Source organism: Opitutus sp. GAS368 (assembly GCF_900104925.1).
GTDB lineage: Bacteria > Verrucomicrobiota > Verrucomicrobiia > Opitutales > Opitutaceae > Lacunisphaera.
Genome location: NZ_LT629735.1, coordinates 2,059,886 through 2,084,725, shown reverse-complemented (window position 1 = coordinate 2,084,725; position 24,840 = coordinate 2,059,886). Strand labels below are relative to the sequence as shown.

The 24,840-nt window shown below is 67.5% G+C and carries 20 protein-coding genes; 8 read left to right on the top strand and 12 right to left on the bottom strand.

All coding sequences use genetic code 11. From position 1 onward, the window contains the following. Positions 1 to 70: 70 nt before the first annotated feature. Both BLU29_RS08915 and BLU29_RS08910 read right to left on the bottom strand, forming a co-directional pair. Entirely contained in the window at positions 71 to 2,077 is a 2,007-nt protein-coding gene (locus BLU29_RS08915) for a 3-hydroxyacyl-CoA dehydrogenase NAD-binding domain-containing protein (RefSeq protein WP_091056868.1), read from the bottom strand. Between the two features lie 79 nt (positions 2,078 to 2,156). Then, complete coding sequence (locus BLU29_RS08910) at positions 2,157 to 2,909, bottom strand: RluA family pseudouridine synthase (RefSeq protein ID WP_091056866.1); 753 nt, start codon at positions 2,907 to 2,909, stop codon at positions 2,157 to 2,159. Positions 2,910 to 3,076: 167 nt separating this feature from the next. Here BLU29_RS08910 and BLU29_RS08905 point away from each other — a divergent pair, with 167 nt between their 5' ends. After that, positions 3,077 to 4,684 carry a GH3 auxin-responsive promoter family protein gene (locus tag BLU29_RS08905; RefSeq protein ID WP_091056863.1) on the top strand — a complete coding sequence of 536 codons (1,608 nt, stop codon included), beginning with the start codon at positions 3,077 to 3,079 and terminating at the stop codon, positions 4,682 to 4,684. Between the two features lie 6 nt (positions 4,685 to 4,690). Here the strand turns inward: BLU29_RS08905 and BLU29_RS08900 are convergent, their stop codons facing one another. Next, a complete protein-coding gene (locus BLU29_RS08900; protein WP_091056861.1) occupies positions 4,691 to 6,223 on the bottom strand; it encodes a hypothetical protein in 1,533 nt (510 codons plus the stop codon). Positions 6,224 to 6,383: 160 nt separating this feature from the next. On the opposite strand from BLU29_RS08900, the gene BLU29_RS08895 reads away from it, so the two are divergent. After that, on the top strand, positions 6,384 to 8,087 hold the full coding sequence (locus BLU29_RS08895; protein ID WP_091056859.1) for a c-type cytochrome: 1,704 nt from the start codon (positions 6,384 to 6,386) through the stop codon (positions 8,085 to 8,087). Then, the gene (locus BLU29_RS08890) at positions 8,084 to 10,174 is read left to right on the top strand and encodes a TonB-dependent receptor (RefSeq protein ID WP_172830240.1); all 2,091 of its coding nucleotides are present in this window, start codon (positions 8,084 to 8,086) and stop codon (positions 10,172 to 10,174) included. Before BLU29_RS08895 ends, BLU29_RS08890 begins: the two co-directional genes overlap by 4 nt. A 158-nt stretch (positions 10,175 to 10,332) precedes the next feature. Here BLU29_RS08890 and BLU29_RS08885 read toward each other — a convergent pair whose 3' ends face one another. Next, complete coding sequence (locus BLU29_RS08885) at positions 10,333 to 11,037, bottom strand: energy transducer TonB (protein ID WP_172830239.1); 705 nt, start codon at positions 11,035 to 11,037, stop codon at positions 10,333 to 10,335. Between the two features lie 197 nt (positions 11,038 to 11,234). On the opposite strand from BLU29_RS08885, the gene BLU29_RS08880 reads away from it, so the two are divergent. From BLU29_RS08880 to BLU29_RS08865, 4 genes are all read left to right on the top strand, one after another. Further along, positions 11,235 to 11,930 carry a pseudouridine synthase gene (locus BLU29_RS08880; RefSeq protein WP_091056852.1) on the top strand — a complete coding sequence of 232 codons (696 nt, stop codon included), beginning with the start codon at positions 11,235 to 11,237 and terminating at the stop codon, positions 11,928 to 11,930. Next, entirely contained in the window at positions 11,927 to 12,232 is a 306-nt protein-coding gene (locus BLU29_RS08875; RefSeq protein WP_091056850.1) for a YhbY family RNA-binding protein, read from the top strand. The genes BLU29_RS08880 and BLU29_RS08875 overlap by 4 nt, the downstream gene beginning before the upstream one ends. Continuing rightward, complete coding sequence (gene rsgA / locus BLU29_RS08870; protein ID WP_091056848.1) at positions 12,229 to 13,311, top strand: ribosome small subunit-dependent GTPase A; 1,083 nt, start codon at positions 12,229 to 12,231, stop codon at positions 13,309 to 13,311. Before BLU29_RS08875 ends, rsgA begins: the two co-directional genes overlap by 4 nt. Positions 13,312 to 13,465: 154 nt before the next feature. After that, a complete protein-coding gene (locus tag BLU29_RS08865; RefSeq protein ID WP_091056846.1) occupies positions 13,466 to 14,446 on the top strand; it encodes a hypothetical protein in 981 nt (326 codons plus the stop codon). Positions 14,447 to 14,455: 9 nt separating this feature from the next. Here the strand turns inward: BLU29_RS08865 and BLU29_RS08860 are convergent, their stop codons facing one another. The 4 genes from BLU29_RS08860 to BLU29_RS08845 form a co-directional block, all read right to left on the bottom strand. Further along, the gene (locus BLU29_RS08860; RefSeq protein ID WP_091056843.1) at positions 14,456 to 14,914 is read right to left on the bottom strand and encodes a DoxX family protein; all 459 of its coding nucleotides are present in this window, start codon (positions 14,912 to 14,914) and stop codon (positions 14,456 to 14,458) included. 145 nt (positions 14,915 to 15,059) lie between these two features. Next, positions 15,060 to 15,998 (bottom strand): putative DNA-binding domain-containing protein, encoded by a 939-nt coding sequence (locus tag BLU29_RS08855; RefSeq protein ID WP_091056841.1) that lies wholly within the window; start codon positions 15,996 to 15,998, stop codon positions 15,060 to 15,062. 136 nt (positions 15,999 to 16,134) lie between these two features. Beyond that, complete coding sequence (locus tag BLU29_RS08850) at positions 16,135 to 17,019, bottom strand: DUF692 domain-containing protein (RefSeq protein WP_091056838.1); 885 nt, start codon at positions 17,017 to 17,019, stop codon at positions 16,135 to 16,137. A 128-nt stretch (positions 17,020 to 17,147) separates the two neighbouring features. Continuing rightward, a complete protein-coding gene (locus tag BLU29_RS08845) occupies positions 17,148 to 17,507 on the bottom strand; it encodes a hypothetical protein (protein WP_091056836.1) in 360 nt (119 codons plus the stop codon). A 279-nt stretch (positions 17,508 to 17,786) separates the two neighbouring features. Here BLU29_RS08845 and BLU29_RS08840 point away from each other — a divergent pair, with 279 nt between their 5' ends. Continuing rightward, on the top strand, positions 17,787 to 19,070 hold the full coding sequence (locus BLU29_RS08840) for an amidohydrolase family protein (RefSeq protein ID WP_091056834.1): 1,284 nt from the start codon (positions 17,787 to 17,789) through the stop codon (positions 19,068 to 19,070). A 30-nt stretch (positions 19,071 to 19,100) separates the two neighbouring features. Here BLU29_RS08840 and BLU29_RS18010 read toward each other — a convergent pair whose 3' ends face one another. The 4 genes from BLU29_RS18010 to BLU29_RS08825 form a co-directional block, all read right to left on the bottom strand. Further along, entirely contained in the window at positions 19,101 to 20,420 is a 1,320-nt protein-coding gene (locus BLU29_RS18010; RefSeq protein ID WP_157693745.1) for a hypothetical protein, read from the bottom strand. Between the two features lie 13 nt (positions 20,421 to 20,433). Then, the gene (locus BLU29_RS08835) at positions 20,434 to 21,411 is read right to left on the bottom strand and encodes a D-2-hydroxyacid dehydrogenase (protein WP_091056831.1); all 978 of its coding nucleotides are present in this window, start codon (positions 21,409 to 21,411) and stop codon (positions 20,434 to 20,436) included. 288 nt (positions 21,412 to 21,699) lie between these two features. Continuing rightward, entirely contained in the window at positions 21,700 to 23,736 is a 2,037-nt protein-coding gene (locus BLU29_RS08830) for a M13 family metallopeptidase (RefSeq protein ID WP_091056830.1), read from the bottom strand. 169 nt (positions 23,737 to 23,905) lie between these two features. Continuing rightward, positions 23,906 to 24,766: a hypothetical protein gene (locus tag BLU29_RS08825; RefSeq protein WP_091056827.1), complete on the bottom strand. Its 861-nt coding sequence runs from the start codon at positions 24,764 to 24,766 to the stop codon at positions 23,906 to 23,908. Positions 24,767 to 24,840 lie beyond the last annotated feature (74 nt).

Genomic DNA, 24,840 nt, shown 5'->3' with positions numbered 1-24,840 from the left:
GCGTGGACCGAGCGGTAGGGCGAGCCGTCCCCGACGAGCCGCGCTTGTCGGCTCATCCGGAGGATTCGCCCTACCCGGCAAACTGCCCGCTGCTCCGCGCGTAACGCATCAGGCCGCCGCGCCAGGCCGGGAAGCCCGCGCCGAGCAGCAGCGCCAGGTCGGCCTCGTCGGCCGTCTTGAGCACGCCTTCCGCCAGCACGCGCTTTGTCTCGTCGATCATCACGCCGTTGAGCTTCTCCGCCACGGCCTCCGGCGCGGTTTTCGCGGCGGGGGCGAACGACGCCATCGCGGCGTTCAACGTCTCCTTGCCGTCGGCGTAGGCGTAGAAGCCGGAACTCGCGCCGTTTTTGCGGCCCTTCAATCCCGCCGTCAGCATCTTCTGCGTGACGGTCGTGCGGGTAAACCGGTCCGGGAAATAATGCTGCATCTCGGCGAAGATGAAATCCGTCACGTCCACGCCGACCTCGTCGATCAGCCGCATCGGGCCCATCGGCCAGCCCCAGTCGCGCAACGCGCGGTCGATCGCCTCCGTCGAGGCCCCCTGCTCCCACAGCCGGCACGCCTCGTTCAGGTAGAAAAACAGCACGCGCGTGACGAGGAATCCGGGCGAAGACCGGCAGATGACCGGGGTCTTGCCGAGCGTCTTGACGAAGGCCAGCGCGCGGTCCGCCGTCGCCCGCGTCGTCGCCTTCCCCAGCACCAGCTCGACCAGCGGCATGCGGCCGACCGGGTTGAAGAAATGCAGCCCGATCACGCGCCCCGGATTGGTCGCGGTGGACGCCAGTTCCTCCAGCGGCAGGGCCGAGGTGTTCGACGCAAACACGCAGTCGGGCGCCATGACCTTGGACAGCTCGGCAAAGAGTTTCTGCTTGGCCCCGACGTTCTCCACGATGGCCTCGATCACGAGGTCGCACACGTCGAAATCCTCAAGGCTGGTGGTGACGCCGATGCCGCCCATCATGCGGTGCGCCTCGGCGGCCGTCAGCGCGCCGCGCTCCTCCTGCTGCTTGAAGAGCCCGCGGATGACCTTGATGCCGCGCTCGACCGCCTCCTTGTCGGTGTCGCACAGGATGACGCCGAAGCCGCGCGACGCGCACCATTGCGCGATGCCGGAGCCCATGACGCCGGCGCCGATGATGCCGATGATGCGGAACGGCTCAACCTTGGCCGCGGCCTTTTCCTGCGGGAACCAGGCGTCCGTCGTGAGTTTCTTGCCGGCCTCCTTGAGCAGGAAAACGTGGATGAGGTTCCTGGCCACCTCGCCCGCGGCGACCCCGCCGAACAGCTCCGCCTCGAGGTCGAGCGCGGCGGCCAGCGGCAGGCCCGCGCCTTTTTCCACGGCGTCGAGCACCGCGAGCGGGGCCGGCTGGCCGCGCTGCTTGGCGAGCACGGCCTGGCGCTGGCCGGCAAAAAAATCCGGCGACGCCGCGGGCCAGTCCGCCCGGCGCGGCAGGCCCCCGGCCGCGAGCCGCAGCGCCGCGGCCTGGGCGCGGGCCTTCAGCTCGGCCGCGGGCACCAGCTCGTCCACCAGCCCGGCCGGCTGCGCCGCCGCCGCCGGCACCAGCGCGGCCTTGAGCATGTGCGTCACCGCCGCCTCGGCCCCGATGAGCCGCGGCAGCCGCGCGCACCCGCCCCAGCCGGGGATCACGCCGATCCCGACCTCGGGCAGGCCGATGACGGTTTCCTTGGCGTCAGTGGCGAGGCGCCAGTGGCACGCAAGCGCAAGCTCGTAGCCGCCGCCGGCGCAGGCGCCGTGGATGGCGCACACGACCGGCACCTTGAGGCCGGAGAGCGACGCGAACAATTCCTGGCCGTCGTGGGAAAGTTTTTTCGCGGCCGCGGCGTCGGGCAGGGCCACCAGCCACTTGAGGTCGGCGCCGGCGATGAAGATCTTCTCCTTCGCGCTGTGGACGACGACGGCCTTCGGCGACCGGGCCGCCAAGGCGGCCACGGCGGCGCGAAAGGCCGCCTGCGTGGTGGGATTGAAAACGTTGGCCCGGCCCGTCGGGTCATCGAAAACTATCCAGCCTACGCCCTCCGCATCAACGGAGTGGGTAACCGGGGTAGAATCGCTCATGGGTCATGCTTTGACGGGACATACAACCGGCCACCCGCCCGATGTAAAGCCTCCGCGGGGGTTTCACCCAAACGGAGGATCAGCACCGGGGGGCCTGGCGGCCGAATTTGCGCAGGTATTTCAGGGCGACCTCCAGGTCGTTGGGCAGCGGTGAGACCAGGGTCATTTTCTCCCGGCTCAGCGGGTGCGTGAAGGTGAGCCCGCCGGCGTGCAGGGCCAGGCGGGCGATCAGCGGCTTCTCGTCGTCCCGGCCCTTGTAGCCGCGCTTCAGGTCGGAAAGCAGCAGGCGCGCGTCATTGCCATACAACGGATCGTTGAGGATCGGCGTGCCGGCTGAGCCGAGGTGGATGCGGATCTGATGCATGCGGCCGGTCAGCGGGGCGCACTCCACCCAGGCGAAACCCGGCCGGCCGGCGGTTTGGGGAAAACGCTCCAGCACCGTGAACTCCGTCTGGCTCACCTGGCCGTGTTTTTTCACGATGCACATCACGCCGGGCTTCCCCTCGTCCTCCTTGATCACGAGGTCCACCGTGAAAGTGTCCGCCGCCGGCAGGCCGGCCGTCAGCGCCTGGTAGCTTTTGCGCACGGTCTTGGCCTGGAACTGCCCGCTGACAAAATCGAGCGCGACCTTCGTCTTCGTGCACAGCACCAGGCCGCTGGTGTCGGCGTCGAGGCGGTGCACGTTGGCCACGTCGGGGCCCCATTTCGCGCGCACCAGGCCCATCAGGTTTTCCGCCGCCTGATCGCGGCGGTCGGGCGCGACGGCCAGGCCGCTCGGCTTGTCGAACGCGATCAGGGCATCGTCTTCAAAGAGGACCGGCGGCAGCGGCATGGGATTTGCGCCACAGTGCGCCGGGACCCGGCAGCGGCAACCGTATTTCCTGTAGCGGCGCTCTATGGAGCGCCGGACGGCGGTCACAGACCGCCGCTACAGAACGGGCCGCATAATCCGGGTGGCCTTTGGCCGGCGGCGGATGTAGTCTTCCGTTTCCCAATCCCATGACACTGGCGCCACGGTTCCTGGTCAATCTCTGGGCGGCTTACCGCGCGACGCGGCTCGCGCGCAAGCTGCGGACCCCGGGGCACGACGACGCGGCGCAGCACGCGGCCTTCACGGGATTGATGGCGCAGGCCGCCGGCACGGAGTTCGGCCGGGCGCACGGCCTGTCGGCGGACACGACCTACGCGGAATTCCGCGACGCCGTGCCGCCGCGCACCCACGACTATTTCCAACCGCTGGTTGCCCGCATGGCGGCCGGCGAGGCGGATGTGCTGGTGCCGGGCCGCTGTCCCTTCTTTGTCGAAACCGCCGGCGCCACGGGCCTGGCGCCCAAGCTGCTGCCCGTGCCCGAGGCCATGCTCGCGCATTACCGCCACGGCCTGCGCGATGCGCTGTTCCTCTATGCCGCCCGGACCGGCCATGCCGGGGTGTTCCTCGGCCGGCAGGTGCACGCTGGCGCCAGCACCGCGCTGCGCGAGGCGCACGGCACCTACGTCACCGGCCTCGACGGCATGCTCGCGCTCTGCCTCTCCCCCTGGGTCGAGGCGAACCTGTATGCACCGCCGCCCGCCGTGGCCCGGCTGCCGGAAGGCGCGCCCAAGATCGCCGCGATCGCGGCGGCCATGCGGCGACGCGATGTTACGCTGGTCGGCGGCACCCCGGCCATGGTTGCGGCGCTGGCCGAGGCCGTGCGCCAGCCCGCCGGCGACCCCCCATCCCCTCCGCCCCAGCTGCCGGCCGTGTGGCCCAACCTCGAGTGCTTCCTTCACCTGGGCGCCCCGCTCGGGCTCTTTGCCGAGGCGCTGCGCGCGGCGCTCGGCCCGGCGGTCAATTATCACGAGGTCTACGCCGCCGCCGAGGGTATCTTCGCCGCGCAGGACGACCACCCGGGGCCGGGGCTGCGCCTGCTGACCGATGGCGGCGTGTTCTACGAATTCATTCCGCTGGCGGATTACCAGGAGGCCCAGCTGCCCTCGGCCGGCCGGCACTGCCTGCCGCTCAAGAAGGTGCAGCCGGGCGTCGACTACGTGCTGCTCGTCACGACGCCCGCCGGGCTCGCCCGCTGCGTGGTGGGCGACATCGTGCGTTTCACGTCGGTGGCGCCGCCGCGGCTGCAGTGCATCGGCCGCCTCGGATCCTATCTCAATGCCTTTGGCGAACAGGTCACGGAGCGCGAGCTGCTCGACACCATGCTGGCGGTCTGCGCCCGCAACGGCTGGCACGTGGTCAGCTTCCACGTCGCGCCCTTCCAGCACCGGATCGCCGCCGGGCAGGGCGTCCGGTGCCACGAATGGTGGCTGGAGCTGCACACGCACACCACCCGCACGCCGACGGCCAACGTGCTCGGGCCGGAGCTCGACGCCGAGCTGGCCACGCGCAACCACGACTACGCCGCCCGGCGCAACGAGCGCACGATCGACTCGCCCCAGGTGCGGCTCGTCATGCCCGGGGTGTTTGAGCAATGGGCGCGGCAATCGGGCCGGACCGCCAGCCTGAGCAAGATGCCCCGCGGCCGCTCCGACCGGCTCATCGCCGACCAGCTGGCCGCGTTGGCGCGCTTCCATCCCGCCACCCACGCGCCCTTTGCGCCGGCTGACCGGCCCTGACGCCGGTCAGTCCCCGGACTTCTTCGCCTTGGACTTCTTGGCGGCGGACTGCTTGGCGTTGAGCCACACCTGACCCTTGGCGTTCGCGTTGAGCCAGTAGATCTCCCCGCCGTGCTCGGCGAACGTCGGCTTGGCCTTCGGCGATTCGGGCAGCTGTAGCCCGGTGGAGGCCAGCATGGCCATGACCTGCTCGTCGGACTTCTCCAGTTTCGCCGCCAATTCGCCGATCGGGGCGGTCACGCCCTCGCCGCGCTTCTTCGGCGCCATGAGCAGGCGGACGGCGGTGAGAATGTTTTCCGGCGGCAGGGACTTGGTCTCCACGACGTCCGCCCGGGGACTCTCGTGGGCGCGTTCGCCCTCCGGCCGCGTCTCGGCGTCCTGTCCCCTGTCTTTAGTCTTCTGTTCTCCGCTGCCGGCGCCTTCCTCGGCGTTGATCCAGATCTCGCCGCGCTGATTCTTGTTCAGCCAGTAGGCAAAGCCGTTTTCGTGCGCGACGACGGGTTCGGCGCCGCCCTCGAGGCGCAGGCCGAACGCCGCCAGCTGCTCAAGCAGCTGGGCCTCGTCCAGCTTCAGGGCCTTGGTAAGATAAGGGAAGCTGCCGGACCAGCCGTGGCCGCGCCGGTTGCGGCGCATCATGCCGCGGATCTTGGCGAGCAAAGTCCTGGGCGCGCCGGCGTCTTCGCGGGGCGGCTGCGCCGGTTGCTGCGGCTGCCGCTGGCGTTCCTCGCGGCGCTCGTCGCGTCGGTCTTCCCGCCGCGGTTCCGGCGGGGCGGGAGCGGGGGTGGCCGCCATCTCCGCGGGCACCTCGTCGTCGGCCAGGCGCTTGCCCTGCACGATGCGGAACACCGGCTCGGGCTTCTCGCGTGTGTTGATCCAGGTCTCGCCGCGGCGGTTGATGTTCACCCAGTAAAGGTCGCCGTCGTATTCGACGTAGACGGGCTTGGCGTTCTCGTCGGCGGGGATCTGCAGGCCGCACTCCACGAGCGCGGTCTTGATGTCGGTCTCCTCGAGCTTCCACTTCTTGGCGAGGTAGTCCACGCCGACGGACATGCCGGCCCCGCGCTGGTTGCGGCGCATGTGGGGCTTGAGCGCGTCGAAGAACGACGGCAGCTCGTCCTCGGCGGTGAGCTTGTGCCACTCGTCCTCCGGGGCGTCGGGATCGTCGTCGCGCGAGGTGTCGACCGGACGGCGGAAGCCATCCTCCGGGGCGGCCTTTTCCTCAATGAAGTCGACGGGCTTCTCCTCGGTGGCGGGCGCGGTGGCGCCGGTGGTGACGGCCTTGAACTTGGCCTCGAACTCCGCGCGCAGCTTGTCGGTCTCGGCGCGGGCCGCCGTCGCGGCGGCGTCCTCCAGGGTCCAGTCGCGCTGCACGGGGCGGCGGGCGAGGCCGGTGAAGGCCAGCGCGTTGTCGGGCGCGGTGTGGAAATTGATGATCTCCCACTGTTCCTGCCCCAGATCGTTGATAAATTTTTCCATCAGCGCCGGGGAGGCGAATCCGCCTTTGCCGCTGCTGATGACTTTGTATTCCCAGTTGGCCATATGAGCCGCAAGGCATCCCGCATCCCCCGCCCCGACGCCAGTCCTAAATTCCCGCCCCTGCGCCGGTCATAAGCGCAGCCCTCCGGCGCGCCGGCCCATCACACGATATGACACTTCGCGTTTTGCTTTTCGCCCCGTTCCGGCCAACCCTTTTGCTCCCATGAGAAAACCGCCCCTGCTTTTGCTCACCGGCCTCGCCCTGCTCCTTCTGGCCATCGCACCTTGCCGCGCCGAAACGCCGGCGAAGACGGGCGCCCTGCCCGCGCCCGACCCCGACAACGGCGGCATCACGCTGCCCCCCGGCTTCCGTGCCGTGGTGTTCGCCGACAACCTCGTCGTCGGCAAAGATGTCGGCGCCCTGCGCTTCCTCGCCGTCGCACCCAACGGCGACGTTTACGCCAAGACCAAGCAGGGCCCCATCCTCGCGCTGCGCGACACCAACGGTGACGGCCGCGCCGACGTCGTGAAGGAGTTCGGCGGGGGCGGCGGCTCCGGCATCATGTTCCACGACGGCTGGCTCTACCACTCCACCGACAAGGACGTTTACCGCTACAAATACACGCCGGGCGAGCTGGTGCCCTCCGCCGCGCCCGAGCACCTCATTGTCGACCTGCCCAACCAGCGGCAGCACGAGTCGAAGGCCTTTTTCTTCGACGACGCCGGCGCGCTCTTCGTCGAGACCGGCTCGCCCTCCAACTCCTACGGCGGGGCCAACGACCGTCGTTTCGGCGCCAAGGGCTCCGATGCCACCGACTTTCTGAAGATCCACGGCGGCTTCTGGCGCTTCGACCCCGCCAAGCCGGGCCAGCACCAGTCCGACGGCTACCACTACTCCACCGGCCACCGCCACGTCGTCGCCGTCGCGTGGAACCCGGTCGCGCACTCCGCCTTCTTCGCGATGAACGGTCGCGACAACCTGCACGACGTCGACCCCGAGCACTATTCCATCGCGGACGGCGCCGAGCTGCCGGCCGAGGAATTCCACCAGCTGAAGGAGGGCCTCAACATCGGCTGGCCCTACACCTATTACGACGGGTTGCAGAAGGCCCGCATGGTCTCGCCCGAGTTCGGCGGCGACGGCCGGAAGCGCGCCGAAGCCGGCCGGTATCCCGACCCGCTCATCGCCTTTCCCGCCCACTGGGCTCCGCTGCAGATGGCCTACTATGACGGCGCGCAGTTCCCCGCGAAGTATCGCGGCGGCATTTTCCTCGCCTTCCACGGCTCATGGAACCGCGCGCCCCTCCCCCAGCGCGGCTACAACGTCTGCTTCATCCCGTTCGATGCCGCCGGCCGGCCCACCGGTGATTACGAGATCTTTGCCGACGGTTTCGCCGGCAGCACGAACTTCACCTCCACCCGCGACGCCCGCTTCCGTCCCTGCGGCGTCGCCGTCGGTCCCGACGGCTCGCTCTATGTCGGCGACACGGAGAAAGGCCGCATCTGGCGCATCTTTTACACCGGCGATACCGCGCCCGTGGCCGCCGTGGCCGCAGCCCAGCCGGCCGCCGCGACGCCGGCCACCCCGGCCGTCGCGGTGAACACCAAGGGCCGGGATACCTACCTGATGCTTTGCGCCAGCTGCCACATGCCCGACGGCTCAGGTGTCCCGAATCTCCAGCCCTCGCTGCGCGACAGCGCCGTCGTGCGCGGCGGCGCCGCCACGCTCATCCGTTCCATCCTGCTCGGTCCTGCGGCCGTGCTGCCGGCCGACCGCCCGAAATACTCCAACGTCATGCCGGGCTTCGATGCCGCGCTCAACGACGCCCAGGCCGCCGATCTCGCCACCTACCTCCGCCAGGCCTTCGGCGGCGGCGCCCCGGCCGTCACCCGCGAACAGGTGAAGGCCGGGCGTTCGCCCCGGTGAAGCCCGCCGCACGCTACCTCGCCGTCCTCCTTCTGACGCCGGCGCTCCGCGCGCAGACCGTCACGCTCGATCCCGTCGCCGTCACGGCCGCGCGCGCCGCCCAGCCGGCGGCGGCGGTGCCGTTCTCACTGGCGATCCTCGGCGGCGACACGCTGCGCGCCACGCCCGCCGTGACGCTCGACGGTGCGCTGCGGAGCGTGCCGGGTTTCAGCCTTTTCCGGCGCAGTGACAGCCTGACCGCCAACCCGACCGCGCAGGGCGTGTCGTTGCGCGGGCTCGGACCCAGCGGCGCCAGCCGGTCGCTTGTGCTGCTGGACGGCGTGCCGCTCAACGATCCCTTCGGCGGCTGGGTCATCTGGAGCAAGGTGCCGCGCGAATCGCTGGCCGGCGCGGAGCTCGTCCGCGGCGGCGGCGCCACCGCGTGGGGCAACGCCGCGCTCGGCGGCGTCGTGCAGCTGCTGACCGAAAAAAAACCAAGCAACCTGATAGGTTACAAAGCGCCCGCCGCCTCTGGCGGGCGGCTGGCCGCCACCGCGGGCGATTTCTCGACCCGCAGCGTCGAGCTCGCGCTAAGCCAGTCCGCCGGCCCGGGCACGCTGGAGCTCAGCGGCCGTGATTTCGCGACCGACGGCTTCAACCTGGTCGCAGCGGAGAACCGCGGCCCGGTGGACATCGCGGCCTGGAGCCGGCACCATTGGATGGCCGCCCGCTGGACCCAGCCGGTTGGGGAGAACGCGACGCTCACGGTCACCGGCCGCACGTTCGCCGAGGCCCGCGGCAATGGCACGCCCTACCAGCAGAATTCCTCCCGCGAGAACCTGGGCTCGGTCGCGCTCACGGCCCGGCCGGACAAGAATTTCTCGTGGACCGCCCTCGCCTACGCGCAGGACCAGACGTTCAGCAGCACGTTTAGCTCCGTGAACGCCACGCGCACGGCCGAGACGCCGGCCAGCGACCAGTTCGCGGTGCCCGCCAGCGCGCTCGGGGCCGCGTGGACCGGGAGCTGGACGCATTCCGGCGATGCCCGCACCAGCGCCGGGGTCGACTTCCGCCGCGTGCGCGGCGAGACCCGGGAAAATTTCACCTTCAGCGCCGGCGACTTCACCCGCCAGCGCGTCGCCGGCGGCACGCAGGAATTCGCCGGGCTGTTCGCCCTCCACGAACGCGCCCTCGCTCCCGACTGGCACCTTACGCTCGGCGCCCGGCTCGACGACTGGCGTGAGGCCGACGGCCACCGCCGCGAGACCGACCGCGCCACGGGCGCCGTGTTGCGCGACGACCATTACGCGGACCGCGACGGACTGGAGTTCAGCCCGAGCGCCGGGCTGGTCTGGACCCCGGCCCCGGCCTGGCGCGTCCGCGCCGCGGCCCAGCAGGCCTTCCGCCGGCCGACCCTGAACGAGCTCTACCGGCCGTTCCGCGCCGGCAATGTGATCACCGAGGCCAACGCCGACCTGCAGACCGAGCGCGTGACGAGCACGGAACTCGGGGCCGATTACACCCACGGCACGCTCACACTCGGATCCGCGCTTTTCTGGAACGAGCTGCACGACGCCGTCGGCAACGTGACCATCGCCCACGGGCCGGGCACTTTCCCCATCGTGGGCTTCATCCCGGCGGGCGGCACGGGCCGCGAGCGGCTCAACCTCGACCGCTTGCGCGTCCGCGGGCTCGAGCTCACGGCCGGATGGCGTCCCACTCCGGCGCTCTCGTTCGACGTCGCCTATCTCTACGACGATGCGCTGGTCCGGCGCGCCACGCTGGCCCCGGCCCTTGTCGGCAAGCGCCTGGCCCAGGTGCCCCGTCATGGCGCCACGCTCGGCGCGTCGTGGCGGACCGGCCGGCTCACGCTCACGCCGCGCGTCCGCGTCATCGGCCGGCAGTTCGAGGACGACGAGAACCTGCTTATCCTCGGCACGGCGGTCATCGCCGACCTGGGCGCCAGTTGCTCCCTCGGCCGCGGCGAGGTGTTTCTCACCATCGAGAACCTCGGCAACGCGCGCGTCGAGACCGGGCGCAGCACCGACGGCATCGTCAACACCGGCACCCCGCGCCTCGCCCTCGCCGGCTTCCGCTCCGCCTGGTAGCAGGCGACCTTTGTAACCCATTAGGTTACAAGTCTCCCGGGTTCTCAGCGGAGGGCCTGGGCCGGGAATCTTCCCGATGGCGTGGTCCGCCAACTGGCCGCCGGGGCCGTCGGGATTGAAATCGAATCCGTGCAGCCGGGTGTAAGCCGGCCGCGCCCTCAGTCCGTGCCATGCACGGTATACCGGATCGGCACCCTCATCCGGGTGTTGACCTTGCGGCCCGCCTTGAGGCCTGGCCGGAAGCGCCACTTGGCCACGCCATCGACCGAGGTCCGCTCAAACCCCGGATGCGTGGAAGAAAGCACGTGGATGTCGCGGGTCTCGCCATGGGTATCGACGACGAAGTCCACGACCACCTGGGCCTCCTCGACATCCTTTTTCAGGCTGTAGGGAAATTCCGGGGCGGGTTGCACGATCGGTTCCGGCACGTGGTCGAGCTGCGAAATATCGAAAATGTCCTTGAGCCCGGAGGGTCTTTGTCCCGCCGGGGCGATCTTCAGCGGTATACTGGTGAGCTGCGCGGTATTAAGATCGGTTTGCAGCGGGACACTCAGCTCCAGGGGCTGCACAAAGACCGACGACAACTCCACGGTGGTGGGCACGTCGGCGAGCCGCGGCACCTGCACTCTCGGATCCTGGTCCATCTGGTTCTCGAGTTCCTCGACCGGCGGCTCCTTATCCTCATCGAGCGGCGGCATCACCAGCTGGATGATCGACTGGTCCTGCGCCACCGCCACCGGTCGGTGGACGGGCCGGGCGCCGCCGCCCCACAGCAGCAGGGCGTGCAACCCGGCGGAAAGCAGCGCGGCAAACCACGGGATCCGCGGCGCCTTGGGCAGCCCGGCATAATGCCAGTCACCCACCCGGCTGGTGGCTGGCGCCAGTTTACGGACAGCCGATGCGGGTGCAGGGTGCCAGCTCTCGGTCTTGAATGCGTGATGGGGGTAGACCGTCGTATGCACATTACCATTAAACGCTTTATTGGCCGGCTGGCCCTGCATGGATTGTCGGATACTGGGCATTTATTGACCTGCCCCGGCGCGTCCCGCATGAAGACCCCATGCGCCGGCTCGACCAGCTCCTCGCCAATCTCGGTTACTGTTCCCGCCGGGAGGCGCGCGCCTGGATCCAGGCCGGCCGGGTGACCGTGCGCGGCCGGGCCACCGATGATTTCGGCGCCAAGGCCGACCCGGCCGATGTGCGCGTGGACGGCGAACCGCTCGACCACCCCGCCGGCCTGTTGCTCCTGGTGCACAAACCTGTCGGCCTCGTCTGCTCGCACGACGAACGCGAGGGCCCGAATGTCTACTCGCTGCTGCCCCCGCGCTGGCGCGCGCGCAACCCGCAGGTCACCAGCATCGGCCGGCTCGACAAGGACACCAGCGGCCTCCTGCTGCTCACCGACCAGAGCGCGCTCGTCCACCGGCTGACGTCGCCCAAGCACAAGGTGCCGAAGGTCTACCGCGCCACCGTGAACGCCGACCTGACGCCGGCGCTGGTCACGCTCTTTGCCGGCGGCACGCTGCAACTGAAGAACGAAAAGGCCCCGTGTGCGCCGGCGGAGCTTAAAATCATTTCGCCGCGCGAGGCCGAGCTGACGCTGACCGAGGGCCGCTATCACCAGGTGCGGCGAATGCTTGCCAGCCAGGGCGCGGAGGTGATGGCCTTGCACCGCGCCCGCTTCGGCCCCCTCGAACTCGGCGACCTCGCGCCCGGCCAGTGGCGCGAGCTGCCCCTGGACACCTTTCCACCATGAATGAACTCCCCCTTCTCACCGGCGCCCAGAAAACCCAGCTGCGCGGCCTCGGCCAGCAGCTCAGCGACTCGCTCCGGATCGGCCGGCAGGGCCCGACGCCCGCGCTCTTCACCGAGCTCAACCGCCAGCTCGACACCCGCGAGCTGGTGAAGGTGCGCTTCGAGGTGGCGGATCGCGACGAACGCGCCCTCCTGTGTGAAAAAATGGCCGCGGACACGCCGTGCCTCTGCGTCGGCTCGGTCGGGCGCACGGCTCTGTTCTGGCGCCCCGGCCCGGAAGGCTCCAAGCTGCTCCCGGCATGACGCTCGCCGCCCTCGGTTGGAACGACCACTTCGCCCGGGCCTTCGCGCCCCACGCGGCCGAGGGTTGCCTGCCCGGGCGCGTGACCCTCGAACTCAAGGGCTACTACGAGGTCACGGGCGAGTTCGGCGCCAAGCTCGGCGCCTGCTCGGGCAAATTCATCAACACGGCCCGGGCCCAGGCCGACTTTCCCGCCATCGGCGACTGGGTGGCCGTGACGCCGCAGGAGGGTGAGGAAACCCGCGTCCACATCCACGCCGTGCTGCCGCGCCGCACAAAGTTCTCCCGCCAGGCCGCCGGCCTGGAGGAGATCGAACAGGTCGTCGCCGCCAACGTCGACACGGTGTTCCTCGTCAGCGCGCTCGACGGCAACTACCACCTGCACCGCCTGGAGCGCTACCTCGCCGCCGCGTGGGCGAGCGGCGCCCGGCCCGTGATTTTGCTCAACAAGGCCGATCTCGCCGAGGATGAAGCGACGGCCGTGCCCGCCGAGATCGCCACGGTGGCCCCGGACGTGCCGGTGTTCGTCGTCAGCGCCAAGACGCGCCGCGGACTGAAAGCCCTCGCGCCCTACCTCACGCCCGGCGCCACTGTCGCCCTGCTCGGCTCGTCCGGCGTCGGCAAGTCCACCCTGATCAACCGGCTTGTCGGCGAAAATTTGCAGGACACCGGGGATGTGCGCGACGTCGACGGCAAAGGCCGGCACACGACCACCCAGCGCGAGCTGCTCGTCGCGTCGGACGGTTTCATCGTGATCGACACGCCCGGCATGCGCGAACTCCAGCCGTGGGACGCCGCGGCGGGCGTCGATGCCGCCTTTGGCGACGTGGCCGCGCTCACGGCGCGATGCCGGTTCCGCGACTGCACCCACACGGTCGAGCCCGGCTGCGCCGTGCAGGCGGCGCTGGCCGACGGCACCCTCGACCCGGCCCGCTGGCAGAGCTACCTGCGCCTGGGCCGGGCCACCGCCCATGAGGTCCGGCGCGTCGACCGCGCCGCCCAGCAGCAGCACAAGTCCCACCACAAGAAACTCACCAAGAGCCTCCGCCAGCGCGTCCGCGAGAAATCCGGCGAGGAATGAGGGCCGGTAGGGCGAGTCCTCCGGATGAGCCGCGGCTTGCCAGCCGGTGGCGCGGCTCGTCGGGACGACCCGCCCTACCCAAACAGGGCATCCCGCGCGCGAAGGCGGATAGCGACGTTGACCTCGCCCCGTACGCGGCCAGACTGCGGCCACTATGTTCACCATTCTCGGGGCGGACGGAAAGGAATACGGGCCGGTGGCGACGGCCAAAATCCACGAGTGGATCAACGGCGGCCGGGCCAACCTGCTGACCAAGGCCCGGCGCGACGGCGAATCCGAGTGGAAGACCCTCGGGGACTTTGCCGAGTTCGCTCCCGCGCCCGGCGCCGCGACGCCCCCGGCCGCAGTCGTTCCGACCCAGGCGCCCGGCAGTGCGGCCGACTCCGTCGCCACGCCGCCGACCGGCACCATCGGGGAAATCGCGGCGGCCTACTCGGCCCGCGCCCGGCTCATCGACCCGTTTGACTGCCTTGGCCGCAGCTTCGAGCTTTGGAAGTCCAACTTCCTTCCGCTCGTGGGCGTGACGCTGATGATCATGCTGATCCAAATGGTCATCGGTTTCATCCCGCTGCTGGGCATGTTCGCGGGCCTGTTCCTCAACGGGGTGTTCTATGGCGGTCTGTATTACTACTACCTGGGCAAAATCCGCAGCGAGCCCCGGGAGATCGGCGACGCCTTCGCCGGATTCAGCCGGGCGTTCGTGCCCCTGATGCTGGCCAGCCTGCTGTCGGCGGTGTTGATCATCACCGTGCTGATGCCGTTTTTCGGCCCGGTCTTCCTCGTCTTCGTGAAGGCGGCGCTGGCCGGCGGCCATGCCCGACCCGACTTCACGGGCCTTTCGTTCAGCTTCGTGTTTCTGGGCATCATCCCCCTGCTCTACATCAGCATCGCCTGGGTCTTCACCTTCGTGCTGGTGATCGACAAGGGGCTGGGTCCGTGGACCGCCATGGAGGTCAGCCGCCGGGTCGTCACCCGGCAATGGTTCCGGGTGTTCATCACGGTATTTTTCGGCGCCATTCTCACGCTGCTCGGCCTCATCGGGCTGTTCATCGGCGTGTTGGTGACGCTCCCTCTGATGATCGGGGCCACGCTTTTCGCCTACGAGGACCTCTTCAACCCGCCGCCGAAGGGCTGAGGCGGCGGCCTATTTGGCCGCAGTCTTGCGGGCGAGCAGCGCGTCGAGCGACAGCTTGCCCGGGCCGAACGCGAGCACGAGGAGCGCGGCGAAGAGGAACAGGAACGGGTCGGCGCCGAGGAATTTGTCCGGGGCGCTGAAGATCCCCAGCAGGGCCTCCTTGTCCGCGGTGGCGTAGGCCACGATCATGCAGAAGGTCAGCGGCACCGCCGCGGGCCGCGCGAACAGCCCGAGGGCCAGCAGCACCCCGCCGAAGCACTCGGTCGAACCGGCCGCGATGGCGTTGAGGCGCGGCATCGGCAGGTGGAGGCTGGTGAAGAATTCGGTGGTCCGATCCAGGTTCATGAGCTTGCCCCAGCCGGTCTGGGCGAAGGAGATGCCCCAATAGAGGCGGATGACCAGCAGCAGCGGCGATTGGAGGAACGCAGCGAGGCCATCGAACTTGGCGAGCAGGGAGCGGAGTTGCATGGTTGGTGGGAGGTTAAGATCCGGCGGTTATTCCATCGTATTCGTTCTCGGGTCATCCTGAGCGAAGCGAAGGATCCATCAGGGCGAGTGCACGGAAATGGATTCTTCGCTTTGCTCAGAATGACAGAAACTGGATGCCGGTCTGTTATTCCCGGCGGCACAGCCAGCGGAGCTCCATCCAGCTGCGGAACCAGCCCTGGACCCGCGGGGCCCAGTCGGCGCGGGCTTGCTTCGTCCGGGGGATGCCCGTGGCGAGCGCCTGCTCGAGCGTTTTTCCCCGGCGCAGGGCGGTGAGGATGCGGTAGGCCGCCGGCTCGAGCTTTTTGAAGTAGATCTGCCCGTTCAACCGGTGCACGGCCACGTGGGTGAGGGCGCGCGCCGGCAGGGCGGCCTTGTTTTTGCGCAATTTCCGCCGCGCCGACGGGGCGTTGCTGGCGTCGCCGCGCAACAGCTCGGCCTCGCGCTTGATCGCGAGGAGGAAATCGTCCACCGGGTGGTCCAGCTGCAGCAGCTGCAGGTAGGGCTGCAGCGCGAGCTTCAGCCTACCCTGCCTGGCCGCCGGCACGTCGAGCAGGTCGTTGACCGTGAAGACCGGCTGCGAGGCGGTGTCGAAGACGACGACGCGCGCCCACTCGAAGCGGGCGAGGTCGTGGCACAGCGCGGTGTGGGGCCGGGTGTAGCGCGGCTCCGCCTTGATGAAGTGCGCCAGCCGGCTGGGCAGGTTGCGCAACGTGAAGGAGGCGGACGGGTATTTTACGAGATAGGCCTCGGCGAGAGTGATGAACTTCTTGTCGCCCAGCACCGCGCGCAGGCCCGGGCAGTCGTCATAGAGGCTGTCGAGAATCCGGAACCAATACATGCGGTTGTAGATCTCGAGCCGCTCGAAGGAGGTCAGCCGGTCGTTGGGCTTGGCGATCTGCGCGGCCACGGCGCTCGTCGGCCGGCCGTCGGTCCAGCGTTGTTGCATCTGGTTGTCCGCCGTCAGCGGCCGCGAGATGACGCGCCACATGGCGCGCTGGAGGTCGGCGAGGTCGGTAGTGGAATGGACTTTCGCCGGAGCGAAGCGTTTTAATTTAGCGGGCATTCTTTGAAACCGTCATTCTGAGCGCCCTTGTCAGCCGTAGGCTTGGCGAAGGCTGAAGCGAAGAATCCAAAATAACATGCGCCGGCGGTCGTCCTGCTGGATTCTTCACTGCGTTCAGAATGACAGGGTGAAGCCTTCAACGCGGGCGGGAGCGAACCGTTTCACGCGGGGCGGGGATTTTCGCGGCCCGGGCCTGCGCGATGTATTCATGGGCCTTCAGGGCCTCGTCGTGGACCTCGTCAAACGAGGGGATCTTGTCGTCCCACTCGAGCAGCGTGGCGGTGACGCCGCAGAGCTTCGTGGCGTGGGCGTAGAGCTTCCAGACCGGGTCGAGCACCGGGTGGTCGTGCGTATCGAGGATGTATTTCTCGAACTTGGTGTGCCCGGCGATGTGCATCTGCGCGACGCGGTGGTGCGGGATCTCGTTGAGGTAGGCGTAGGGGTCGAAGCCGTGGTTCTTGGCCGAGACGTAGATATTGTTCACGTCGAGCAGGATTCCGCAGTCGGCCAGCTCGACGACCTCGGCGAGGAACTCCCACTCGGTCATCTCGGAGACGTGGAACTCGGTGTAGGAGCTGACATTCTCGACCGCGATCGGGAGCTCGAGGTAGTCGCGCACCCGGCGGATGTTGGCCGCGGTCTGCTTCGCCGCGGCGTGGGTGTAGGGCATGGGCAGCAGGTCGTGCGAATAGGTGCCGTCGACGCTGCCCCAGCAGAGGTGGTCGGAAAGCCAGGGGGTCTTCGTGCGCGTCGTGAGCGCCTTGAGGCGGCGGAGGTAATCCCTGTTCGGGCCGTCGGCGGCGCCGAAATACATGGCGACGCCGTGCTGGACGACGCGGTATTGGGCCAGGATCTGCTCGAGCACCTCGAGCGGCCGGCCGCCGTCGACCATGAAGTTTTCGGAGATGATCTCGAACCAGTCGACCGTGGGCTTGCGGCTCAGGATGTGGTCGTAGTGCGGGATGCGCAGGCCGATGCCGATGCCGTAGTCGGTGTAGCCGTTGAATTTGTTGGCGGGCATGATGCGGAACGTTCGGACGGAGGGCGCGGCCCCGTCACCCGGCAGCCAACACCCGGAAGAGGGCGGAGACAAGAAGGGAGACCGGGCGGACGCCCGGCCTCCCCGTGGAAAGGTCAACTAGCGGACCCTCAGCCCTTCTTGGGCTCGTCCTTCTTGTCCCCCGTCTCGGCCTTGCAACCGCCCTTGCCCTTGCAGTCGTTCTTGCCCTTGCAGGAGTGGTCGGCGGTCTTGCAGCCACCCTTGCCCTTGCAGTCGTTCTTGCCCTTGCAGTCATGGGCCTTGCAACCGTCCTTGCCCTTGCAGCCGTCCTTGCCTTTACAGCTGTCCTTGCCTTTACAGCTGTCCTTGCCCTTGCAGCTGTCCTTGGCTTTTTCGCCGGCCGGGGCCGTCGAACCGGCGTCGCCCGCGTAGGACTTGGCGGCGAGGCCGCCCATGTAAAGTCCCGCGATGGCCGCGGCCGTGATGATCGTTTTGTAGGATTTGTTCATGTGATGCTGGATTTTGGGTTCTGTTTCTTCATTCCGACACCACGCGGCAACGGGCCGGGGGCATGGACTGAAAGTCAAAAGTGGGGATAAACTGGTGGCGGGTGAGAGCGGCCGGGAAGCGGGGTTATTCCAGCAAAAATACGGCCGGGCCGGGGGATTGGATGCACCCGCGAAACTAGCCCACTGAACCCGGCGGGCGCCAGCCAATATCGGCCAATGGCGTTACGTTGCGGTGACTTGGCGGTTGCGCGGGTCAAAACGCCCCTTCAAAAAGGCTCCATGCGCCTCCCCTGCCGCCTCATCATCACGGCTGCCGCCCTGTTCGCGGCCGCCCTCGCCCCCGCCAAGACCCTCATCCACGCCGGCTCGCTCATCGACGGCCGCGCCGACACCGCCCGCAAGGCCGTGACCATCACCGTCGACGGCGACCGCATCACCGGCATTGCCGACGGCTACACTGCGCCGGCCGCGGGCGACACCCTCATCGATCTGAAGAACGCCACCGTCATGCCCGGCCTGATGGACATGCACGTCCACCTCGACGGCCAGCAATCGCCCACCACCTACACCGAGGGCTTTTATCTCAACCCGGGCGACTATGCCCTGCGCGCCGCCTTCTACGCGAAAAAGACCCTGCTCGCCGGCTTCACCACCGTGCGCAACCTCGGCGACAACAACTACTCCACCCGCGCGCTGCGCAAGGCCATCGCCGCCGGCTGGGTCGACGGCCCGCGTGTCTACACGGCCGGCCCGGCCATCGGGACGACCGGCAGCCATGCCGACGGCACCAACGGTTACAGCGACCAGGTCATCAACCTGTTTCCCGAGCCGGAGATCTTCAACGGGGCCGACGGCGCGCGCGCCGCGGTGCGCAACCACGTCAAGCACGGCGCCGACCTGATCAAGATCATGACGACCGGCGGCGTGCTCAGCCTCGGCGACAGCGCGCAGGGCGCGCAGATGACCAGCGAGGAGGTCAAGGCCGTCGTCGAGACGGCGCACGAATACGGCCTGAAGGTGGCGGTCCATGCCCACGGCTCCGAGGGCATGAAACGCGCTATCCTCGCCGGCGTGGACTCGATCGAACACGGCACGTTCATGACCGACGAGATCGTCGCCCTCATGAAGGAACACGGCACCTACTACGTCCCCACGCTCAGCGCGGGCAACTACGTGATGGAGAAGGCCAAGGTCCCAGGCTTCCTCCCGCCCAGTGTGGCGGCCAAGGCGATGCTCGTCGGCCCGGCGATGACGGCCACCTTCCAGCGCGCCTACCAGGCCGGCGTGAAGATCGCCTTCGGCACCGACCAGGGCGTCGCCCCGCACGGCGAGAACGCCAAGGAATTCATCTACATGGTCAACGCCGGGATGAAGCCGATGGACGCCATCAAGACCTCCACGCTCGAGGCGTCGAAGCTGCTCGGCGTGGACAAGGACCTCGGCACGGTCGAGGCCGGCAAGTTCGCCGACCTCGTCGCCGTCCCGGGCGACCCGCTCGCCGACATCAAGCTCATGACGAACGTCACCTTCGTCATGAAGGCCGGCACGGTCTATAAGCAGTGATGCGATCCCCGGGCATCTCAGTGCTCCGCATCAATCCGAATCCGACTTGGGGCCCTTGATTTCAATCGAGAGCTTTCCCAAGGCGATTTCACCCGAAACAACTTCTATAGACCAAACACCGGCTTGAGACCCAGTAAAAGAAAGAGGGATAACATGATTAGGCCTAGATACAGGTCCCTTAGTGCAAATCACTGTGAAAGGTTTTTCTACCACCTGAAACCCCGTTGGATCTTTAACTAGAACACTCAAAGATAGGGATGAGCCTGGCTCAATTGAACCAGTATCGATGGAGCACGCCAACGGCCAGTTAGCCATGAACGGAATGGTGGGAAATCCATAGTTATCCCAACCTGCTCCTAGAAGATAATGTAAACCGTTCTTGAGGTGCACACAGTCAGCAAGCGTCAACGTCGTAACACGCAGACCAGACTCAATGTCTGATTTTGTGGCCACCCGACTTGATATCTCCTGCGCGCCGGCCCCACCGGGTTGACCTCCCCTGGCAACAATTGACTTCAATATCCTGCCATCGGCCGTAACAAAATTCACAATGGAATCTTCACCAGGTCCTCCATCGCGCCCTCCTTTCCCAACGCGAATTTCGGCCCGTTCAAAACCTGCACGCCGAAGTTCGTCAAACTCTTCAGGCTCTATAGTAAGATGCACCTGATCACCTCCGCCTCCGCCTGCCCCTGCTTTTTTATTATCTCCGACTATCCCCCCACCACCTCCTCCGGCACCCGGCGCTAGCCCGGAACTTCCCTGAATTATTATTTTCCCACCTGGCCCTCCATCTCCGCCTTTGGACCCTGTGCCCAATGCACCCCCGCCACCACCACCAGCTCCGGGCGCTAGCCCACCTTGCCCACCAAGCGAAATTTCTGGACGTTCCTCAGATTCAATACCGAGAAATTGCTTCCTGACATCACCCATTGGCGGACTGTCCAAAATGGCCGTTATACGCTCAAGGTGGTAGAGTCCGACTACGAGAGGGTTTGCAGATTCGATGAGAGACTTTCTTTCACCCAAGGTGAGTTCTTGATTGGTGACAAAAGCAATTCCGCATGGGCTGTGTGCATTTGCACTCGCGACATCGGCAGAAAATTTCTTCTGAATTGCAGTGAACTGACCCTGACCTCGCGGGAAGTAGACAGCCATAATCCAACGATTTCCGTCCTTGAGGCACACTGCATCTTTCCCGCCATCGGGTCCACCAAGTGGATGGCTTGGCTCTAAGGAGGTAAATCCTTCGTGTAATAATATCTGAGCCGAAAGTCTTTCGGAGGGAGTCTGTCCATTCGTCCAATCTCTAAGCCTATGCCAAGTCTCATCCCAACGAGTGCTATTCATATATGTTCTCTCCTCAAATAATCTGGTCGATCAGCAGTTCGTTTTTCTCAAAACGGCGGAGGTTTTCCAGGAACTGACGGACGAGCTTCACGTCCTGGTCGCCGGTGCCGCCGCCGAGATGGCAGGTGATGAAACAGTTCGGCGCCGACCATAGCGGATGTGCCGGGGGCAGCGGCTCGGGCTCCATCACGTCGAGGTAGGCCGCGCCGACCTGGCCGGATTTGAGCGCGGCGATGAGCGCGTCCTGGTCCACCGTGGTGCCGCGACCGACGTTGTAGAAGCGCGCCCCGTGCTTCATGGCGGCGAAACGCGCCGCGTTCATGAGCAGCTTTGTCGCCGGTGAGTCCGGCAGCAGGTTCACGACGTGGTCGGCCGCCGCGAGCGCGGCGGACAGGCCGGCATCGGTCACAATTTTGACGCCCTCGTCGCCGCGCGGCGTGCGGCGGTAAGCCGTCACCTGGCCGCCGAACGGCGCGAGCAGGTCGGCCAGGCGCCGGCCGATGGCGCCGAAGCCGAGGAGCAGCACGCTCTGGCCGGTGAGCACGGTGGCGGTGAAGCGGTCCTCCAGGTACCGCCACTCGCGCGGGCCGTCCTGGTTGCGCAGCTGCGCCGGCAGGTTGCGGGCGAGCGCGAGCATGGCGGCGAGCATCTGCTGGGCGCACGGGTCGGCGAACACCTGCGAGGAACTGGTCACCAGCGTGCCGCGGCTGGTCATGGCCGCGCGGAATTCCGGCGTGTCGTAGCGCGTGTAGCCGGCGGTGGTCAGCGCCACGTAGCGCAGCTTCGCCAGCCGCATGGTGTCGGCGACATCCGGCTGGCCGAAGGCGACGTCGGCTTCCGCCATCGTCGGGTCCGACGCTCCTGCGGCCAGCACCGAGGCCGAGGATTTCGGGGAATGGACGAGCCGGTGTCCGCCGGCCGCGAGTTCCTGCTTGAACAGGTCGAGGGCCTCGGGGCGGAAGCCGTGGTTGGTCCAGATCGTCTTGCTCATGCGCCCGGCAAGCTCGCCGCGTGCCGGGACGACGGCAAATAAAAAGACCCCGTTTAACCACTAACGGGATTCATCAAGGATGAATCCTACAAGGTGTGCGGCGCCTGATCGTCGCCGCGAATTGGTTTTGGGGCCTGCTGATCGCAGGCAGCGGGGCGTAATGCCCCTCCTGCACAAAAAAAAGAGCCCGCGATTAGCGGGCCCTTGAATTTATCCCGGAGCCGATCAGGCGAAGGGGTAAACGTGGGTTCCGCCCATTGGCGGAACCCATCAGTGGTTAAACCAACCTCACCAGATCTTGGCGCGCTTCTCGGGCGGGACCCACATCGGGTCGCCTTCCTTGATGTTGAAGGCGTCGTAGAAGGGCTGGAAGTTCACCAGCGGCCCGATGGCGCGGCACCAGCCGGGGGCGTGCGGGTCGATGTTGACGCGGCGCGCCTGCTCGGCGTCGCGGATGTTCGTGCGCCAGACCTGCGCCCAGGCGAGGAAGAACCGCTGCTCCGGGGTGAACCCGTCGATCAGCTTGCGCTCCTTGCCGACGAGCGAGCGCTCGAGCGCCTCGTAGGCGAGCGTGACGCCGCCGAGGTCGGCGATGTTCTCACCGAGGGTCAGCGCGCCCTTCACGTGCACGCCGGGCAGCACCTCGTAGCCGTCGAATTGGTCGATGACCTTCTGGGCGCGGGCCTGGAACTCCTTGGCGTCGGCATCGGTCCACCACTCGCTCAGGTTGCCGTCGCCGTCATAGTGGCGGCCCTGGTCGTCGAAGCCGTGCGTGATCTCGTGGCCGATGACCGCGCCGATGCCGCCGTAGTTGACGGCGTCGTCGAGCGTGAAGTCGAAGAACGGCGGCTGGAGGATGCCGGCGGGAAAGTTGATGTTGTTGGCCGTCGGGTCGAAGTAGGCGTTGACCGTCGGGGGCGACATGAACCACTCGGTCTTGTCCACCTTCGTGCCCAGCTTCGCGAGGTTGCGCTTGTCCTCGAACTGGTTCGCGGCGCGGATGTTCGCGAAATAGTCGCCGTGCACGATCTTGACCGTCGAGTAGTCGCGCCACTTCTCGGGGTGGCCGACCTTGGCGTAGAAGCGGTCGAACTTCGCGAGCGCCTTCTGGCGCGTCGCCGGCGTCATCCACTCGAGCTGGCCGAGGCGGTCGCGCATGACGGCGACGATGTTGTGGATCATCACTTCCATCCGGGCCTTGGCCTCCGGCGGATAGTATTGCGCGACATACAACTGGCCGAGCGCCTCGCCGATCTCGCCGTCCACCGTGCGGGCCGCACGCTGCCAGCGGGGCTCCTGGGCGGGCGTGCCCTGCAGCTCGGTGCCGTAGAAGCGGAACCGCTCGTTCTCGAACGGCCCGGCGAGGAAGGGGGCGTCGGCGCGGAGGATGCGGTAGCGCAGGTAGGTCTTCCAGTCGCCGAGCGGGCGGGCGGCCAGCTGCTCCTGCAGGCCCTCGAAGAACTTCGGCTGGCCGACGATGATCCCGGCGGCGGCCGGGCCGCCGATGCCGCGCTCCGCCAGGTAGGTGGCGAAGGGGAACGCCGGCACCTTGGCCACGAGGTCGGCGGTGGCCATCTTGTTGTAGTTGGCGAGCGAATCACGCAGCTCGATCGGGGTGCGCGCATTGTTGGCGAGGGACTTTTCCACCTCGAACACGGTCTGGGCGCCGCCGGCGGCGGTCGCCGGCGCGTCGCCGGCCAGCTCGAACATCTTGGCGACGTGCGCTACAAAGCCCGTGCGCTGCTTTTCATACTGCGGGGCGAAGTAGTATTCCTTGCTCGGGAGGCTCAGGCCGCCCTGGTTGGCCTGCAACACGTTCAACACGCTGTTCTTCTCGTCGGGCGCCACACCCAGGTTGAACAGGACGGCGACCTGCTGGTTGTGCAGGTCCGCCACGGTCCGGGCCAGGTCGGCCGGCGAGGCGATGGCCGCGACCTGCGCGAGGTCGGTGGCGATGGGCTTGAGCCCGGCGGCATCGATGGCCGCGGTGTCCATGGCCGAGGCGTAGAAATCACCGACCTTCTGTTCGATCGAACCGGGTTCATGCGACTTGGCGGCGGCGCTCTCAAGGATGCCCTTCAGCGCGGTCTGGTTGTATTGGTCGAGCTCGTTGAAAGCGCCCCAGCGGGACTTGTCGGCGGGAATCGGGTTGGCCTTCGCCCAGGCGCCCCACGCGAAGTGGGCGAAGTCCTTGCGGGGGTCGACGGTCGGATCCATGTTGCCGGGGCTGAAGCGCGGCGCGACGGGTTTGGCGGGATCGGCGGCCACGAGGGATGCCACGGTGGCAAGGCCGAGGGCGGCGAGGAGGAGGCGGGGATGTTTCATAGGGGAACCCGCACGCTAGGGCGGAAAACCCCGCTTTGGCAACGGAGCAGTGGCGGAGGCCGGATTTTTCACGACCAGCCGCATCTGTAGGGCGGGATCACCGCATCCCGCCTTTGTTCGAAGACCATGGCACACCCGAGGCGGGATACGGTGATCCCGCCCTACATTGTCAGTGTCCCAGCAGCGCCTCCGCCATCTCGGGCGCGGCGAACATGCCGCCGCCGTCGTGGCCGATGCCGGGCGTCTCCACTTTGCGCCAGTTGAACGTCCAGCCGCGCTCGGCGGCCAGCTTCTGTGCAAACTCAAAGCAGGCGCGGCCGCGGGCCAGCCGGAACGCGCCCTGTCGCTCCGCCTCGGGCGACCGGTCGAGGTTGTCCGTGTTGGTCAGGATGTCGCCGGTGCCGAGATAGAGCGTGAGCGGGGCGGCGAGGTAGCGCTGCAGCGCCGCATCGTCGCCGATCTCCGCCGGGAGTTGGCCGAAACCGTAGCCGAAGTCCCGGTCGCGCCGCGGGAACAGGTGGCTGCCGGGATTGCCGGCGACGATGCGCTTCGCCTCGGTCGGATAGAAAGCCGCGAACCGCTCGAGGAACTGGCCGCCGGCCGAGTGGCCGAGCAGATAATAGGGCAAGGTGGGTTTTCCCTCCCCCGTCCGCAGCGCCGCGATCAGCTGCGGCACGAGCGCATAGGTCCACGACTCGCGCGGCCGCAGCGTGCCGTCCTGGTTGAGCAGGCCGCCGCGGATGTAGGCGTCGGCCGGAAAACGTGCCTTGTCGAACAGCGGCGCGGCCACGAGGACCTTGAAGCGCTCGGCGACGGCGATGGCGAAATTGCGGTAGTCCTCGGCGTTGCGGCTGATGCCGTGGAACACGAGCACGAGCGGCCCGTCCTGGTAGAGCGACGGCCGGTAGGTGAAGACCTTGATGACGCCGCCGGTGGTGGCGATGTCCTGGATTCCGGCGCCGGCCGGCATGGCCGCGGCGGAGAGGGTGGAGGCGAAAGCGAAACCGAGGAGGATGGTGAACAGTTTCATGGGGTAAGCGGATCTTTCGGTGTAGGGTCGTCGCTTGCGACGACCTTGGGCTATTTCCAGGCGAGGTCGTCGCA